Below are 16634 nucleotides of genomic sequence, written 5' to 3' on the forward strand. Positions count from 1 at the left end.
TCGCTGGGAGTTCCGTTGGCCGAACAGGCTTATCTCCAACCGCATTCGCGGCGCATACCTTGTCTTGTGAGGGATCACCCAGCCCTTCCCGATGTCGTGGGCCGGGAGGGTCATGGAAGGTTTCGTCCAGGTCTGCACGGTTTGTATAGCTCCTAGCCCTGCGAGTTCATCGGCCTGGCGTACCCGCATAAGATTTTTCTATCGATAGCTCTTACCTCTGCGGCATCGCCGTGCTGCCAGGCGGCGTTGGTCGTCCTGATGCCGACGCCTGATGCTTCTTCCATTTCCTCACCTCCCAGGGCAACCGGGAGGGCTGACACGGAGTCAGATCATGTCCGATACACCTGGCGCTTCCCCCGGGACGAGCCGTGAACCCCTGTTCACCCCACCCGCGCTGCCCAAGGGGGGCGGCACCGTTTCCGCAGGCGGCGGAATGTTGTCCGTCGGCAGCGCCGATGGCGCGGCGGGCTGGTCTCTGCCATTGCCACTGCCCGTCGGGCGTGAACTGTCACCGCAGCTGACGCTGGGCTACAGCTCCGGTGGGGGCAACGGCGCCTTTGGCGCAGGCTGGAATTGCTCGCCGCCCGCGGTGTTCCGCATGAGCCGTTTCGGTATCCCTCGCTACAACGAGCAAGACCGCCTGGTGGGGCCGGATGGCGAAGAAATCCTGCGCGACAAAGGCATGCCACGGGTTGAGAACACCCTGCCGTTTTCTGCTGTACAGGCGCCCCACACCGTGACCACCTGGGTGTCGCGTAGTGGCGCACCGGATCAGCGCCTGGAGCATTGGCGCTCGCAGGAGACACCCGAATCGCCAGGCTTCTGGCTCAACTACCACGCCGATGGCAGCATCACGCTGTTCGGCTGGTCGGCCAGCGCCCGGTTGAGCGACCCGCACGACCCGACGCGGGTGGCCGGCTGGTACGCCGAGGAAACCGTGAGCGCCAAAGGCGAGCATGTGGTGTACACCTACCGCGGCGAAGATGCAGCTGGCTGCGACGAAGACGAGCGGGCTGCCCATCCGAAGGTCGCGAGCCAGTACCTTACGGGTGTCTATGCCATGAACGCCACGCCAGCGACTGCGCTGCTGGTGCCGGAGCACGCCTTTCGTGCCGACGATTTCATGAGCGTGATGCTGCTGGACTACGGTGAGCGCGGCACCGACCTGGACACGCCACCGCCGTTCGCAAGCACGGCGCAATGGCCGGTGCGCGAGGATTGCCTGTCCTTCTGGCGCTGGGGGTTCAACAACCGGATCCGCCGCCTGTGCCATGACGTCGTGTTGTGGCATCGCACCCGAATGATGGCAGGGCAAAGCGACCCAACCCCTATGTTGGTGTCTCGGCTGCACCTGAGCTATGAACCCTCCGCTGTGGCGACCCTGCTGGTGGCGGCTCGGCAGGTCGCCTATGAGCCCGATGGCACGCCGCTGTCGTTGCCACCTGTGGAGTTCGAACTGAGCCGCCCAGGGCGCGAGGCGCCGCAATGGGAAGCACTGCCGGAGCTCGATGGCTTCAGCCCGCCGCACTGGCAAATGGCCGATTTGTACGCAGAGGGGCTGCCCGGGCTGTTGTACCAGGACGGCAGCGCCTGGCGATACCGGGCACCGGAGCGCAAGGGGGAACCCACCACCGATACAGTGACCTGGGGTGAGCCGCAGGTACTGCCCCTGGCTCCCTCGCTGGTCGGTGGGTCGCTGACCGACCTCGACGGCGATGGCCGCCCGGAATGGCTAGTGACCCAACCCGGCCTGCAGGGCAGCTTCACCTTGGCGCCGGATGGCCAATGGGGCAGCTTCATTGCGCTGCAGGCGATGCCCTCGGAACTGCTGCACCCCTCTGCGCAACTGGTCGACCTGACCGGAGGCGGCCTGCAGGACATGGTCATGATCGGGCCGCGAAGTGTGCGCCTGTGGGCCAGCGCCGCGAGCGCGGGCTGGGACAGGGCCGTTGAAACAAATTATGACGGGAAGACCCCATTACCCATGCAAGGCGGCGAGCACCGCCTGGTGGCATTCGCCGACCCTGTCGGCAGTGGCCAGCAGCACCTGGTGGAGATCACCGGCCAGGGCGTGACCTACTGGCCGTCCCTCGGCCATGGCCGCTTCGGTGAACCGGTGCGCGTGCCAGGCTTCGCGGTCAACGATTTCGTCGCGTCGCGCATATTCCTGGGGGACACCGACGGTAGCGGCACCACCGACATCCTCTACCTAGAGGCGGACCGTATCCGTGTATTCATCAGCGAGTCCGGCAACCGCTTCATGGAGGGGCCGTCCGTGCCGGCACCCGCTGGGGTCGCTCTCGACGACACCTGCCTGCTGCAGGTGACCGACCTGCGCGGCCAGGGCACGGCCGAGCTGGTGCTGACCGTGCCGCATATGACGCCACGCACCTGGACGTATCGGTTCAACGATACCCGGCCATGGCTGCTCGCCGAGGTGTGCACCAATACCGGGAGCCGCACCCTGTTCCAATACCGCAGCTCGGCCCAAGGCTGGCTGGATGAAAAGGCGGCACTCAAGGCCCAGGGCAAACCGGCGGTCAGTCGCCTGCCGTTCCCCGTGCACATGCTCAGCCGAGTCACGGCGATCGACGACATCAGCGGGCTGCGTACCGTCAGCGGCATGCAATACCTGCGTGGTATCTGGGACGGGGTGGAACGCGAGTTCCGTGGGTTTACCCGGTTGATCCAGACCGACACCCTGAGTGATGCACAGGGTACCGGCGTAGAGCGTTCGCCGGCTGCGCAGGTACACAGCTGGTTCCTGAGCGGCATCGAAGCCTATGACAGCGTCCAGGAAGGTGCCTTTGCAGGGCAAGGTTCGGCAGAGGGCGACTTCCCCTTGAACCCACTGCGTATCACGCGCCTGGGGGCCGATGGACGCGATGAGCCCGTTGAACCTGAAGGCGAGACGCGTCGCTGGTTGCTGCGTGCCCTGAAGGGCATGCCGGTGCGCACCGAAACCTATGGCCTCGATGGCAGCGCATTGGCTTCGGTGCCCTACAGCATCACCCGCCAGCGTTGGCAGGTGCGCCTGTATCAAACCGCAGACGCACGCAAGCCTGCGGCGTTGGTTACGCCGGTGGAAACCCTGACCTTCGCCACCGAACGCATCGCGCAGGACCCGGTGGTCTCCCAGTCGGTCGTGCTCGAGCAGGACCGCTACGGCAATGTGGCGCGCGCCGTGGAGCTGCGTTACCCGCGCAGGCCTGCGTCCACGCCGTCGCCTTATCCGGATACCTTCCCCGACGGCCTGGAACTGGCAGCGCGCGACCCTCAGCAGCAGCACGCCTGGCTGACGTTGTCGCGCAATCGGGTACGCAACCTCGACGCCGGCCCTACCCATGTGGTAGGCCTGGTGGAGGCGACCCGCACGGATGTCCTGCAACTGGCGCCTACCCAGGTACCGAGGGGCGGTTTCAGCGTCGAGAACCTGTCGTCTGCAGGTAGCCCCCTCGATGACCTGAGCAGCGCCACCTTGGCCAGCCATGTCCGCACCCAGTGGTGCGACGAGGCAGGAAACCCCAGCGTTGCACCGGTACGCCAGGCCCTGGCTGCCTATACCGAAACCGCCATGTTGGATGAGGCCTGCGTGGACGTGTTCAAAGGCCTGATGTCGGATGAGGCGTTGGCGCAGATGCTGGAAAAGGCCGGCTATCACACTGTTCAGCTGCCTGAGGACAACTTGCCCGTATACACCGGCCGCCATGGCCTGGCCCGATATCTTGGAGCCGCCGGTTTCTATCGGCTGGCTGGCGTGCGGGAAAGCGAACTGATGGGCGAGACGGTGATCGACTGGACTCCCCACGCCTTGCAGGTGGCGAAGGTGACCGACGCCGCCGGTCTGGAAACCACCTTGCGCTACGACTGGCGCTACCTGACGCCGACAGCGCTGGTCGACCCGAACGACAATACGCGGGAAGTGGCCATCGATGCCCTGGGCCGGGTATCGCAGACGCGTTTCCATGGTACCGAGCAAGGCATCATGACCGGCTATTGCAGCGGGCGAGCCTTTGCGGTGCCAGAAACGGTCGAAGGCATGCTCGCGCTCAAGGGCGGCGAAGTGCCCGTGGCGACCGCCCACCGGATAGTGGCCGACAGCTGGATGCCCCTGACGCGTGACCGGCAGGGCAACCCCTTGGCCACCCGCACCGGCGAACTGGCGCTGCGACGCATGGCGAAGGCCCACGGCCTGAAGCTGCTGGATCTGGCCGAGGGGCGCGAACCCCCGCATATCTGCAGCCTGCAGACCGATCGCTACGACGGTGACCCGCAGCAGCAAGTACGCCTGAATATCACCTACAGCGATGGCAGCGGTCATCTGTTGCAGACCGCAGTCCTGCACCCTCCAGGTGATGCCCTGGTTCGCACGCCCGAGGGAGGGCTCGAGGTGGGCACCGACGGCAAGGCCGTGACCCGGCACGCTGCGGTGCGCTGGGCCGTGACCGGCAAGACCGAGTACGACAACAAAGGGCAAGCCGTACGCACCTGGTTGCCATTCTATCTGGATGACTGGCGCCCGGTGTTCGACGCCAGCGCGCGTGAGGGGGTCTACGCCGACACTCACTTGTATGATGCTTTAGGCCGTGTGTACCGGGTGATCACTGCGGCGGGCTGGGAGCGGCGTACACAGTTCTACCCGTGGTTCACGGTGGCTGAGGATGAGAACGACACCGCCCATGATGTGCTGCGGGGTCGCGCAGCATGATGAGTGAGACGAATCAGGCCGTTGCCCAGGAGAACCCGTTTTTCACACCCCCTTCGTTGCCCAAGGGTGGAGGTACCCTTGGTGGTAGTGCGGGGGCATTGTCGGTCGGCGGGCCGGACGGCGGTGCCGGCTGGCAGATCCCTCTGCCTGTGTCGGCGGCACCGGCCCGCGGCCTGGCGCCCGAACTGGCATTGGCCTACAGCAACGGTAGCGGCAATGGTGTGTTCGGGATGGGCTGGCAGCTTTCGCTGCCGGCGATCCGCTTGCGTACGCAGCACGGCGTTCCCCGTTACGATGGCACCGACCGCCTGAACGGGCCCAGTGGCGATGAGCTGCTGCGCACCCAGGACGCCGTGCGTACCGAAACGCGCCTTCCCTTTGCCGATACCGACAGTGGTACCTACACCGTTACCCGTTACCAGGATCGCTTCTCGGGCCTGAATTCGCGTATCGAGTGTTGGCAGGAAGCTGGCACGGACGGTGCGGTGGCCCGCACGTTCTGGATCGACTTCACACCCGACGGCGGCCTGGCCCTTTACGGTTGGTCGCCCGATGCCAGGCTGGCCGATCCACAGGACCCTTCGCGTGTGGCCGAGTGGCGTATCGAGGAGACCGTCACGGCCCGAGGCGAGCACATTCTTTGGCGTTGGCGCCAGGAAGACAACGCGGGTTGCTCGGTGCAGGAGCTTGCCGACCATCCGCACGTGGCCGGCCTGTACCCGGATACCCTGTACTGGATGAACCGTACGCCGGCGCTGCATTTCCTGCGACCTGGCATGGGCCCGGCCGATGCCTGGGAAAACGAGTGGCTGGCGTTGCTGGTGTTCGACTATGGCGAGCGCGGCACGCTGGCCGACCAGGCTCCGCCACTGGCGACCACGGCGACCTGGCCTGCCCGGGACGATGCGCTGTCGCTGCGCCGCTATGGGTTCGAGGTCCGCACCCGCCGGCTGTGTCACGACATCCTGCTTTGGCACCGCACGGCCATGATGGCCGATGCCGCCTCCCAGGATGCGACGGCGCAGTTGGTATCGCGCCTTCACCTTACCTATGAAACGTCCACGTTGCTCACCCAACTGTGCGCCGCCCAGACACTGGCATACGAGGCCAATGGCACGGCGGTGTCCTTCCCACCGGTGGAGTTCGCCTTGTCCGAGCCACCCGAGGTATTACCTGACGCAACGCAGTGGCAACCCGTGTCCGCGCTGGACGGCTTCAGCCACGAGTCCTGGCAGATGGCGGACCTGTACGGTGAGGGTATTCCAGGGTTGCTCTACCAGGATGATGGCGCCTGGTGGTATCGGGCGCCGGTTCGGGACGGCGAGGGCACTGCGTCCAGGCTGGCGCCTGGGTACGCCGGGCTTTTCGACGCCCCCCTCGATGACCGGATAACCTGGGCTGCGGCGACTCCCCTGCATCGGCTTCCCTTTGGCGGCAGGGCGCAATTGGCCGACCTCGATGGTAATGGCCAACCAGAGCTGATAATGGCGTTGCACGGCATGCGGGGCAGTTTCACCTTGCAACCGGATGGGCATTGGGGCGGCTTCAAGCCTTTTGCGCGCTTCCCGGTCGAGTTCGATCACCCGGCTGCGCTGCAAGCCGACCTGACCGGTACGGGGTTGGCGGACCTGGTGATGATCGGCCCTGCCAGTGTGCGCCTGTGGCCATCCGCTGGGACGGGCGGCTGGGCGCCTGAAAAGACCGTGGCTCATCCAGGCCGTTCGCTGCCTCGACCGAGCAGCGATGGTTCCCGCCTGGTCGCGATCAGCGACATCACCGGGGGAGGGCTTTCGGACCTGGTGGAGGTCACCGCCGACGGCGTCACCGCCTGGCCATCGCTTGGGCATGGCCGGTTCGGCAACCCGCTGTCGTTGCCGGGGTTTTCACTGCAGCTACTCAGGGTCAAGGACGGCAGTGCCCTGGCCTTCGAGCCCAATCGGATCTACCTGGCCGACACGGACGGCACGGGGGTTGCGGACCTGCTGGTGATCGGCCGTAGGGGTATCCATGTGTTCAGCAACCAGAGCGGTAATGCGTTTCGCTACAAAGGTGTGATTCCACCGCCTGCCGATGTGACGCCGGATGCTACCTGGCGCTTGCAGGTCGCGGATGTGCGGGGACTGGGAATGGGGAGCCTGGTCTTGACGGTCCCGCACATGAAGCCGCGTAGCTGGGTATTGAATTTCGCTGCTATACGCCCTTGGTTGTTGACCACCGTAGTGGACAATGTCGGCGGTCGTACCGAACTGACCTACCGGAGTTCGGCCCAGGGCTGGTTGGATGAGAAAGCCGCTCTGCAAGCGGCTGGGAAGACCGCTGTCAGTTACCTTCCGTTTCCGGTGCATACCGTTTGCACGGTTACCCAGGTCAATGAAATCACCGGGCTGGTACTGGGCAGCGAAACCCGCTACCTGGGGGGCGTATGGGATGGCAGAGAACGCGAGTTCGCAGGCTTTCGCTGTGTCGTGCAAACCGATCGCAACAGCCGCAGCGAGGCCGATGCCGTGGCCCGTGCCGCTGTGGTGTCCCCCCCAGTGCGCACGTGCACCTGGTTCTATACCGGCACCGAGGCGGTCGACAGCAAGCCTTTGGAGCAGGCTCGGGAAGAGATCGACAAGGCCTTCAGCAAGGGCCAGATCCGCTTCACCGCCTGGCAAGACGGTGCGGACAAGCCCGAGGAGCCCGGGGCGAACGCCGAGCGTCGGCGGAAACTGTATCGGGCCGTGCGTGGCCAGGTAATGCGCACCGAGGTGTACGGCGAGGACGATCACCCGGCAGCGGCAGTGCCCTACAGCATTTCCCGCCAGCGGCTGCAGGTCCGTGCATACGATAGCCTTGGAAGAGACGGCAAGCCTGACCGCGACAACCCGATCACGCAAGTGACGGTGCTGGAAGCCTTGTCGCTGGCCTGCGAACGTGTTGCGAGCGACCCTGTGGTAAGTCAAACCATCGTGCTGGCGCAAGACCTCCACGGGGTGCATCTGGACAGCGTCAGCATCACCTACCCGCGGCAACTGACCCCGGCCCAGGTGGAACGTGAGGAAAGTGTGCGGGAAATCTACCCCGCGACGCTACCGGCCGGTGTGATCAAGGAAACCGCCGACAGCCAGCAATACGACTGCTGGATGAACCTGACACGCAGTCGTGTCCACCACCTTTCGGCAGGTCATGATTTTGTCGTTGGCTTGCCGCAGGATACCCGCACCGATGTGGTCTGGTGGGGCACCGGCCACCCGAACGGCAACCCCGAAGGTCGCGAAAACCGGCGCATCCCAACAGGAGGGTTCACAGCCGACAACCTGCAATTGGCGCAACTGCTGGCAGAACCGGGCTCGTTGGTGTTCGACGGTTATACGAAGACCCGCTGGCGGGACAGTGCCGGTACCGCGCTGCGGGATACCCCCACGCGCCAGGGCCTGGTTGCCTGGACCGAAACCGCCCTGCTGGACGACCTGGACCTGCAGGTGTTCGGCCCGATGTTGGACCAGACCTTGGCCGATCTGGTCGATGCCTGTCTCGACGATGCCACAGGTTCGATCGACCCTGCCGTGCCGAGTCGCTTGCGCCTGCGTGTTCAAGAGCACGTGACGCCTGACGCTTTCTTCCAGGCGTTCATGGCGTTTTCCCTGCAACAGGAGCAACTGCCCACGGGTGACGGCCGCCTGCGCGAGGCAACCGTGCAAGCCTTGCAAGCGGCATTGAGGGAAAAGAAGAGCGGGCCGCGGACGATCGCAGCCGACGCGTTATGGGCCGCGCTGGGAGCCAGCGATACGCCAGGGGGCATTCCTCGCGATCAACTGCGCTCGGCCGTGCAGGCCTATGCCGACCAGCACCCCCATGACGACGAAGCGCTGCTTGCCCTGAAACAGGCGCTCGTTGCCCAGGCCATCACGCCGGACCTGCTCTATTGGCAGGTGTTGTCTACGGCGCTGGACAATGAAGGCAGGCAACAGGCTGCCCTGGCGCCATTGGCGCACGTACTTGGCCAGCGTGTACAGGCTGACAACCTCGAGGCATTGCTCGAGCGTGGGGGCTACAAGCCGCTGACGGTTCCCCACGCACCGGCCGTCACGAATGTCTGGGGTGGAGTGCAGAACATTACGACGTACCATGGCCAGTCCGCTTTCTGCGTGGCCAAATGCGTGCGCGAGAGTGAGCTGCTACCTGAAACCGCTTTGACATATTCGCCTCATTACCTCTCGGTGAGTGGCGCTACCGACGGTTTCAGCTTCGCCTCGCAGATTGTCGCGACCGATTGGCGTTTTCTACGCCCGATACGCATCAAGGACAGCAACGACAACATCACCGAAGTGGCGCTGGATGCGTTGGGGCGTGTGCGGTACAGCCGTTTCCATGGGACCGAGACGCCGGTTGGCGAACGTGGTGCCGTCCCGGTCGGCTATTTGAGCCCGGTTGATGACTTCACCCCGCCTGCAACCGTGGAGGATGCGGTCGCATTGAGTCGCGCGGGTACGACCTTGCCCGTCCACGAAGCGTTCACCTACATCACCGACAGTTGGATGCCGTTGACAGTATGTGCCGACGGCCAGCTCGCCGAGCAGCGCTGCGGGGCATTGGCCCGGGCACGGCAGGATGCACGATTGATGCGGGATGCGATCATCCCGCCAGAGATCATGACCGCGCGTACGCCGCCCTGTGTCGTCGCTATCCTGACCGACCGCTACGACGATGACCCGCTCCAGACGGTGCGGCTGCAGGTGAGGTTGCAGGGGGGCGGGCAAGTGCTGCAAACGGCCATCCTGGACGCCCCTGGAGAGGCATTCGTGCGCACCGCCGAGGGGGCGCTGCAAACCGATGCCGACGGTAAAGCCGTCACCACGAAGGCGGACCCCCGCTGGGCAGTGAACGGCCAGACCGAGTTCGACAACAAGGGCAACCCGGTACGGGTGTGGCTGGCCTATCACCTCGACGATTGGCGCTGGGTCCGGGACGATAGCGCCCGGGAAGGTCTCTATGCCCATACCCACCTCTACGACGCGTTGGGGCGCGAGTACAAGGTGCTGACCGCCGCCGGGTATGAACGTCGGGTGCAGGTATTCCCATGGTTCACGGTGTCGGAGGATGAAAACGATACCTGGTCAGACGTCATGGCACGTCACGCACAGGAGGACGCGCCATGAGCCTGGGGAATGGAATGGCTACTTTGCACGCAACCACCCCGGTGGTAACGGCGCCTTTTCGGACCTTGGCTTTTCTGCGCACACCATCGGCCCCCGAGGCGCCGGCGCGGGTATTGGTCAGTCGCACCGTCACTCACCGGTTCAGCCGCAGCACACGGCTGTTCGGTGCCCGTGTCTTGAACAACGCTGCCACGGGTAATGCCGATGCGGTCACGGTGTCGGGGCTGGCCGGCCAACCGCTGCGCCTGCACACCGCCGATGGCGACGCCGCGTTCACGCTGCCCGACGTGGTAGGCCGCCCTTTGTGGGCGCGCAATGCCCAGGGCACAGTTTCCACGCATGCCTACGAGGCGGCTGGCGTTGGTGGCAGGCCGCTGTCGCAGACCGAAACAGCGATGGGCGCATCGACTGGGCGTGTGCGCGAGCAGTATGTATATGCGCCGCTGGGCGAGGCGCAATGGCAGGCGCTGAACCTGGCTGGGAGCCAGGTGGAGCTGCGCAATAACGCAGGCATCAGCCGGCCGCTGAGCGTTTCGCTGACAGGCCAGCCGCTGGCCAGCGAGCAGTGCCTGCTCAAGCCTGAGGTCGAGACCCCGGACTGGGCGACGACCACGCCGGACGATACCGAAGCGCCCTTGCGTCTTGCCAGCACCTACGACGCGACCGGCGCGCCGCTGGCGATGACCAATGCGGCCGGCGTCACCTCGATCACCGAATACGCCATCAACGGCACGGTGGCCCAGACGCGCCTGGCCTACACGGAGCGGGGCAGTGCCAAGGAAGCTGTCACACTGAAGGACATCCAGTACCGGGCCGACGGCGTGGTGTTGTCGCAAACGGCGGGCAATGGCGTCATCGAGCGCTATGAATACGACCCCAGGACCCAGCTTCTGAGCCGGCACCTGACCGAGCGTCCGGCGGGCCATCCGCAGGGGCCGCTGGTCATCAGCGACCTGCATTACCGTTATGACCGGGTGGGCAACATTCTCAGCCTGGAGGACAAGGGCGCGGATCCTGAGTGGCACAACAACCAACAGGCCACCGGACTACGCGAATACACCTACGACACCCTGTACCGACTCACCAGCGCCACAGGCCGGGAACGTACGCCGGTGTCCCGTTACTACACCGCCGAGGCTTCATCGGGCAGCGTCTGGGCGCCTTACAGCGAGCAGTACACCTACGACGATGGCAACAACCTGACGAGGATCCGCCATGTCGGCGGTGCCGGTAACCGCACCCGGGAACTGAACGTCTCTGAAGGCAGCAACCGGGCGATGGTGAAGGACCACAGCCTGACACCGGAAACCGGCTTCCTGGCAGGAGGCCTGCAAAAGCAGCTGGCCGACGGCAGGGCGCTGCAATGGTTGGCCGACAACCAGCTCGGCAAGGTGACCCCCGTCAGCCGCGTTGCTGGCGATGACGACAGCGAGCGCTACCACTACGCCGACGGCGGTACCCGCACCCGCAAGGTCCATACGGTGCAGGTCAGCGCTGCGATGCAGACCACGCTCACGACCTATGCCGGCGGTTGCGAAATTCGCCAGCGGTGGCTGGCAGGGCAAGACGCGCCACAGAAGCACATCGTCATTACCGAGGCGGGCAGCGTACGCGTCGTGGAGGACCGGCTCACCGGTACGGTCCAGCTGCGCTACCGCTTCGCCGATCATCTGGGCAGTGTGGGGGGCGAGACGGACGCCTCGGGCAAGCTCATTTCCCGAGAGGAATACGCGCCCTATGGCGGCACGGTGGGCCGAGACGAGGCTGCCGAGGAAGTGAGCAACCTGACACAACGGACGATGCGCTATTCAGGCAAGGAGCAGGATGCGACCGGGTTGTATTACTACGGTTGGCGCTATTACCAACCGGAATTGGGGCGCTGGCTGAGTGCAGATCCAGGCAAGTTAATTGACGGTATTAATTTATACAGGTTTTCGCGAAACAATCCGGTCGGCTTCTCGGATGCGGATGGGAGGGAGCCTGCAAAGAAAGTGTATCACTATATCGAACCCCGAGCGGCAAGGGTCGCATTTGATGCCGAGCGGGGGAGGCCGTTTTATAAAATGAATGTTGGTTTCGAGGAACCCGCACAGTACCGGCTGACGGAGATGGCGAAATATTATTTGGAAAGAACCAAGAAAGGGAATGTCTTTACCGGGGTGATGGATGTGCGCAGTGGAGAAATCTCTATGTATCCGACTGCTTTGAAGCGTGCAGAGGGGGACAGTGGGGATTCTTTTTCTTGGCAAACAGAATATCAAGGCGAGCATCATGATGGGGGCAATAACATTGTGCATCATGCCCGCGTGAATCCTTCGCATAAGCAGCTGGTGGGAAAGTTAGAAAAGGATTCGAGTCAGTTCGTTGGTTTCACATTTTTCGACTTGAGAGGCGTCAGGAAAGACGTCGCGGGTAATATCTCTAGTCATCAAACGGAAATGAGTGTTATTTATGGTCGTTCAAGATCTCTTAATCGCCCACATCTGACGAGATTGAATGATGATGGGCGTAGCGGTGAACCGTCGGCCGAGTTGCCAGTAGAAATGAAGGTAAAGATATTGGATGCTTTTGCTGGGGCTGTTGCGCCGGAAGGAGATCTTCATAAGATGCTCAAGGTTGAGCGAGAGTCGGCTGATTTCAATATTGATAAATATGCAGAGGTTGAGAAGGGTTATAGAGAGTTTATGGAAGTTCAGCGTAACGCCGAGAAAAATGTAGCGTTGAAAAAAATTATAGGCACTACTTCGCGTCCAGGCGGTGGGTTCTATATATGAAGTGCTTTTGGGGACTGTCAGATTTTTTGTGTGCGGGCCGGTAACGGCCTGCCGTCAGGCAGGCCCTGATTTTCACCAAGTCGGCCTGATAAAGCGATCTCCGTACAGAATCGCAAATTGATTCTGGGCGTCAGGGGTTCCTTCTTCTTGGGGGGCTTCGACCACCTTTTCTTCCAACACCAGGGTCTTCGGCCACGACGGCCTTGGTCGGGCCCGCCGCGTTCAACGAACCTGCGAGCAGGGCCAGGGTCAGGCCGAACACCAGCGGCAATGGGCGCATGGTCGAGCGGGCTCACAGTCTAGCGCAGTGGGTTCAACCCAGCGTCAGGCTCAGTACCAATGGTAGGGTGACGGCCGCGGCGAGGGTCTGTATGGCGATGATGGTGGCCATCAGCGGGGCGTTGCCCCCCATCTGCCGAGCCATGACATAGGACGACGAGGCGGTCGGCAGGGCCTGGAACAGTACGGCTACCACCGCAGCCTGGCCGCCCAGGCCGAACAGGCGGCACAGGCCCCAGGTCGTCAGTGGCATGACCAGGAACTTGAACACCGATGCCGCCACCAGCGGACGTACCTGGTGGCCCAGCCGCGCTCCGCCCAGGGCGGCGCCTACGCACAAGAGCCCCAAGGGCAGGGCGGCTTGGCCCAGCGCCTTCACGGTCGGCTCTATGCCCGCAGGCATGCCCAGGCCGCTGATGCGCAACAATAGCCCGCCGGCACAGCCAACGATCAAGGGGTTGGCGAAGATCGCCCGCAAAACCGTGAGCGGCGAACTGTGGCGGGCACTGAAGCGGGCGAACACCAGGACGCAGAGCAGGTTGACCAACGGCACGATCGCGGCATTGGCAACCGCCGCCAGGGCGATGCCCGCGCTGCCATAGACACCAGCGGCAAGGGTGGCACCGATGTAGTTGTTGAAACGCACGCCGCCCTGGAACACCGACGTGAAGTCGGCGCCGTCATGGTTCGCCGCGCCCTGGTAGAGCACCAGCAGCAAACCGCCAAGCAAGGTCGAAAGCATCAACACACCTACCATGCCCCAGATCGGCACGCCCTCGAGGTTCGCCGTGGCCAGGCCGTGGAGAAACAATGAGGGCAGCAGGACGTAGTAGCTCAGGCGTTCGGCGCCGGGCCAGAAGGTTTCGGCAAGAAAACCACGTACCCGTAACAGGGTGCCTAAGGCGATCAGCAGGATGATGGGGGGCAGGGTGGTGAGCAGCAGGTGGAGCATCTCGGGCGGTCCGTCGTCGGGTACCGGCATAGCCTAGTCGCGACAGCCCAAAGAAAAAATCATTGTTTTCTGCGGTGACTGTTGAGGAAAAATGCAGGGGATGGTGTAGCCCCATCGTGAGACAAGCCCGCCCCCACAGAGGCGTGAGGGGGGGCTATCCCGCGATGGAGGTAATGCTTTCTATCAGGCTGTCCGCACCTGAGGCCCTTTCACCAGCTGCAATTCCAACCCATCGAGCAGCGCCTCGACCAGCGCCTTGCTGGCATCCAGTGCATGGTCATTACCCAGCAGCAGGTCATGGCAAGTCCCGTTGGCTAGTTGCAAGGCTTTCAGATTGCTGGCGGCCGCACCCTTGAGCAGGGTGGAGAGATGAACGAGGGCGTCTTCGAGTTCTACACCGCCAGAGACGGTGAACAAAGGCGGATGGCTGTGTTCGCAGCTACCGAACAGGGCGGGTGCCGTCGTGCTGCGGCGTGGTGGGTCGGGGATGGCTTTCGTCATTGTGTCGCTCCTTGATTCAATGGAGCCGCCACTCAACGTGACCAAACGAATGGGTGGCGACTGTACGCGGGTTGGTCAACCGGGAATCAAGGAAACCGGCGCGCACGAATGCGCCCCACGCACAGCCGCCATAACACGAGACAGCCAGGCACAAAAAAGCGCCAACCGAATCGCATTGTGGGCGCTTGTGCGCCTTGATTAATCGCAGGTGACCAAACCCGGCTGCTGGATTTACAGCAGCGCACAAAGGGTACCGGCCCAGGGGAAGCGTTTCAAGGCTCGTGCATGTCCAGATACATTTGCAGGCCGCTGCACAGCCCAATCGCCGGCAAGCCGGTATAACCTTTGATTTTGCGAGCTGTGTGGGTGCGGGCTTGCAGAATCAAATAGTTAAGCAGTTACCGCGCCGCCTCCCCCTGTGGGAGCGGGCTTGTCCCGCGATCAAGGGCGAAGCCCTTGCCAGGCGACAGTGATATCGGGGCCGGCCTAATCGCGGGACAAGCCCGCTCCCACAAAGGACCTGCAAAATCAAATAGTTATGCGTTGTTCTATGAGGGCGGGCTTGCCCCGCGATGGGCCGCGTAGCGGCCCCTCACGCCTCCAACGCCATTCTCAAGACCGCACTCAAATGCCGCCGCTGGCTCTTCTCATGCTCCAGCAGCACCACCCTGCGTACCAGCTGCGGTTCGCCAAACGGCAGGCGCATGGCCGGCGGCAAACGTTCGAGATCGTCATCGGCCATGGGAATGATCGCCACCCCCAGCCCCATGGCCGCCATGCGCGCCAAGGCTTCCTGGCTGTCCAGCTCCATCTGCTCGTTGACTTGCAAGCGCTGCCGGCGCAGCTCCTGCTCGATCTGCCGCCCCGCCCAGGCACGCTTGTCGAAGCGCAGGAACGGCTGGCTGGCCAGCAGTTGCGCCAGGCTTTGGCCAGCAAGCTCGTGGCTGGCGATGGCCCAGAAGCGGTCCTCGAACAACGGTGTGTAGTGCAGGCTCTGAGGGTAGGGCGGCACCGGCTCGGTGGTGATCGCCGCATCGAGTTCGCCATCCTCGACCCGGCGCGCCAGTTCCGCCGACATGCCGGAAAACACGCTGACATGCAGCTCCGGATGATGGGTTTTGATCCATACCAACGCCTTGGGCAGGCGCCGAGCCAATACGGTATGGATCGCACCGATGCGCAGCCGCCCGCGCAAGCTGGGCCCGCAGGCCAAGGTGTCGGCCAGCTCGTCATAGGCGGCGAGGATGGTCTCGGCGCGTGCCACGGCCAGTTGCCCCGCCTCGGTCAATACCACCTGGCGACGGCTGCGGTCGAACAGCGTGACGTGCAATTCGTCTTCCAGGGTCTTGATGTGCAGGCTCACCGCCGAGGGTGTGAGGCTGAGCAGGTCGGCGGCGCGGGCGAAGGTGCCATGGCGGGCGATGGTCACCAGGGTACGCAGGGCTTTGAGGGACACACGAGCGGCTCCGGAGGCGGCGATGGGGCGCACGTTACAGGCCGAGGGCTGTATGCGGCAAGCCACCGGCCAGCGGGCATGTGACCCGAGGCCGCTTGGGTCTGGCCCTTACATCGTGCCAAGTATCTCGAAGCGTCAAGGAAAAACGCTACTCGCCAAATCTGTCCCGCCGATAGACAACTCGCAGCCTTGCCAGTCTTTTTATCATTCGACCTTGATTAGGATCCTCGCATACAGCACAGGACTGCCGGCAATGGCGTCCTGATGTCGTGGGCGCTGCCCACTGAAAGCCCTATGGGGTATTTGCCGAGGAGATTGCCAATGCCTGACCTTCCACAGGTTTTGCATCGAAACACACCCACCGTCACGGTTGTCGATAACCGCGGCCTGGCTGTACGCACTATCGCTTATTGCCGTAGGCCAGATGAGCTGCAAGTGACGGATGAGCGCATCACCCATCACCAACACGACGCCCGAGGCGTCCTGGCACGCAGTGCCGACCCCCGCTTGGCCGCGACTGACAAGGCAAACTTCATCTACCGGTCGGACCTTGCCGGTACGGCCTTGCACACCCGCAGCGTCGACGCTGGCACCTCGATAATTCTCAACGATGCCGCCGGCCGCCCGCTCATGGCGGTGTCCCAGGTTGCTACCGACGAAGACGGCCACGACGACCTGCGCCAGGCGGTCACCCGTACCTGGCAGTACGAGGCCCCGGCGCTGGCTGGCCGACCGCTGAGCGTGACGGAACAGGTGGGCGACAGCGAGGCGCGAGTGACCGAACGGTTCGTCTGGGCCGACACCACAGCACAAGCGCAAGCCC

The 16634-nt window shown here is 63.7% G+C and carries 6 protein-coding genes and 1 pseudogene; 4 read left to right on the plus strand and 3 right to left on the minus strand.

Features of this window, described 5'->3' with window-relative positions; genetic code table 11:
• The first annotated feature begins 331 nt into the window (after positions 1–331).
• From ACNFG0_RS14830 to ACNFG0_RS14840, 3 genes are all read left to right on the plus strand, one after another.
• On the plus strand, positions 332–4708 hold the full coding sequence (locus ACNFG0_RS14830; RefSeq protein ID WP_416765416.1) for a SpvB/TcaC N-terminal domain-containing protein: 4377 nt from the start codon (positions 332–334) through the stop codon (positions 4706–4708).
• Positions 4708–9849, plus strand: a complete 5142-nt coding sequence (locus ACNFG0_RS14835) for a SpvB/TcaC N-terminal domain-containing protein (RefSeq protein WP_416765418.1) — start codon at positions 4708–4710, stop codon at positions 9847–9849. The genes ACNFG0_RS14830 and ACNFG0_RS14835 overlap by 1 nt, the downstream gene beginning before the upstream one ends.
• 176 nt (positions 9850–10025) lie before the next feature.
• Positions 10026–12623 carry an RHS repeat-associated core domain-containing protein gene (locus ACNFG0_RS14840; RefSeq protein ID WP_416765419.1) on the plus strand — a complete coding sequence of 866 codons (2598 nt, stop codon included), beginning with the start codon at positions 10026–10028 and terminating at the stop codon, positions 12621–12623.
• A gap of 313 nt (positions 12624–12936) precedes the next feature.
• On the opposite strand, the gene ACNFG0_RS14845 is transcribed toward ACNFG0_RS14840, so the two are convergent.
• The 3 genes from ACNFG0_RS14845 to ACNFG0_RS14855 all read right to left on the minus strand — a co-directional run bounded on the left by ACNFG0_RS14845 (position 12937) and on the right by ACNFG0_RS14855 (position 15811).
• On the minus strand, positions 12937–13854 hold the full coding sequence (locus ACNFG0_RS14845; protein WP_416765421.1) for an AEC family transporter: 918 nt from the start codon (positions 13852–13854) through the stop codon (positions 12937–12939).
• Positions 13855–14037: 183 nt separating this feature from the next.
• Complete coding sequence (locus tag ACNFG0_RS14850; protein ID WP_416765423.1) at positions 14038–14355, minus strand: DUF3077 domain-containing protein; 318 nt, start codon at positions 14353–14355, stop codon at positions 14038–14040.
• Positions 14356–14947: 592 nt separating this feature from the next.
• A complete protein-coding gene (locus ACNFG0_RS14855) occupies positions 14948–15811 on the minus strand; it encodes a LysR family transcriptional regulator (protein ID WP_416765424.1) in 864 nt (287 codons plus the stop codon).
• A gap of 435 nt (positions 15812–16246) precedes the next feature.
• Here ACNFG0_RS14855 and ACNFG0_RS14860 point away from each other — a divergent pair.
• Positions 16247–16634: pseudogene (locus tag ACNFG0_RS14860) on the plus strand (RHS repeat protein); the annotation flags it as partial.

The sequence above is a fragment of the Pseudomonas sp. NY15372 genome (assembly GCF_048068215.1).
In the GTDB taxonomy this organism is placed as follows: domain Bacteria; phylum Pseudomonadota; class Gammaproteobacteria; order Pseudomonadales; family Pseudomonadaceae; genus Aquipseudomonas; species Aquipseudomonas guariconensis_A.

What these genes read in the sequence shown, in the direction of transcription:
- ACNFG0_RS14830 (WP_416765416.1), top strand. Translation starts at nt 332, where the DNA reads ATGTCCGATACACCTGGCGCTTCCCCCGGGACGAGCCGTGAACCCCTG.
- ACNFG0_RS14835 (WP_416765418.1), top strand. Translation starts at nt 4,708, where the DNA reads ATGAGTGAGACGAATCAGGCCGTTGCCCAGGAGAACCCGTTTTTCACA.
- ACNFG0_RS14845 (WP_416765421.1), bottom strand. Translation starts at nt 13,854, where the DNA reads ATGCTCCACCTGCTGCTCACCACCCTGCCCCCCATCATCCTGCTGATC.
- ACNFG0_RS14850 (WP_416765423.1), bottom strand. Translation starts at nt 14,355, where the DNA reads ATGACGAAAGCCATCCCCGACCCACCACGCCGCAGCACGACGGCACCC.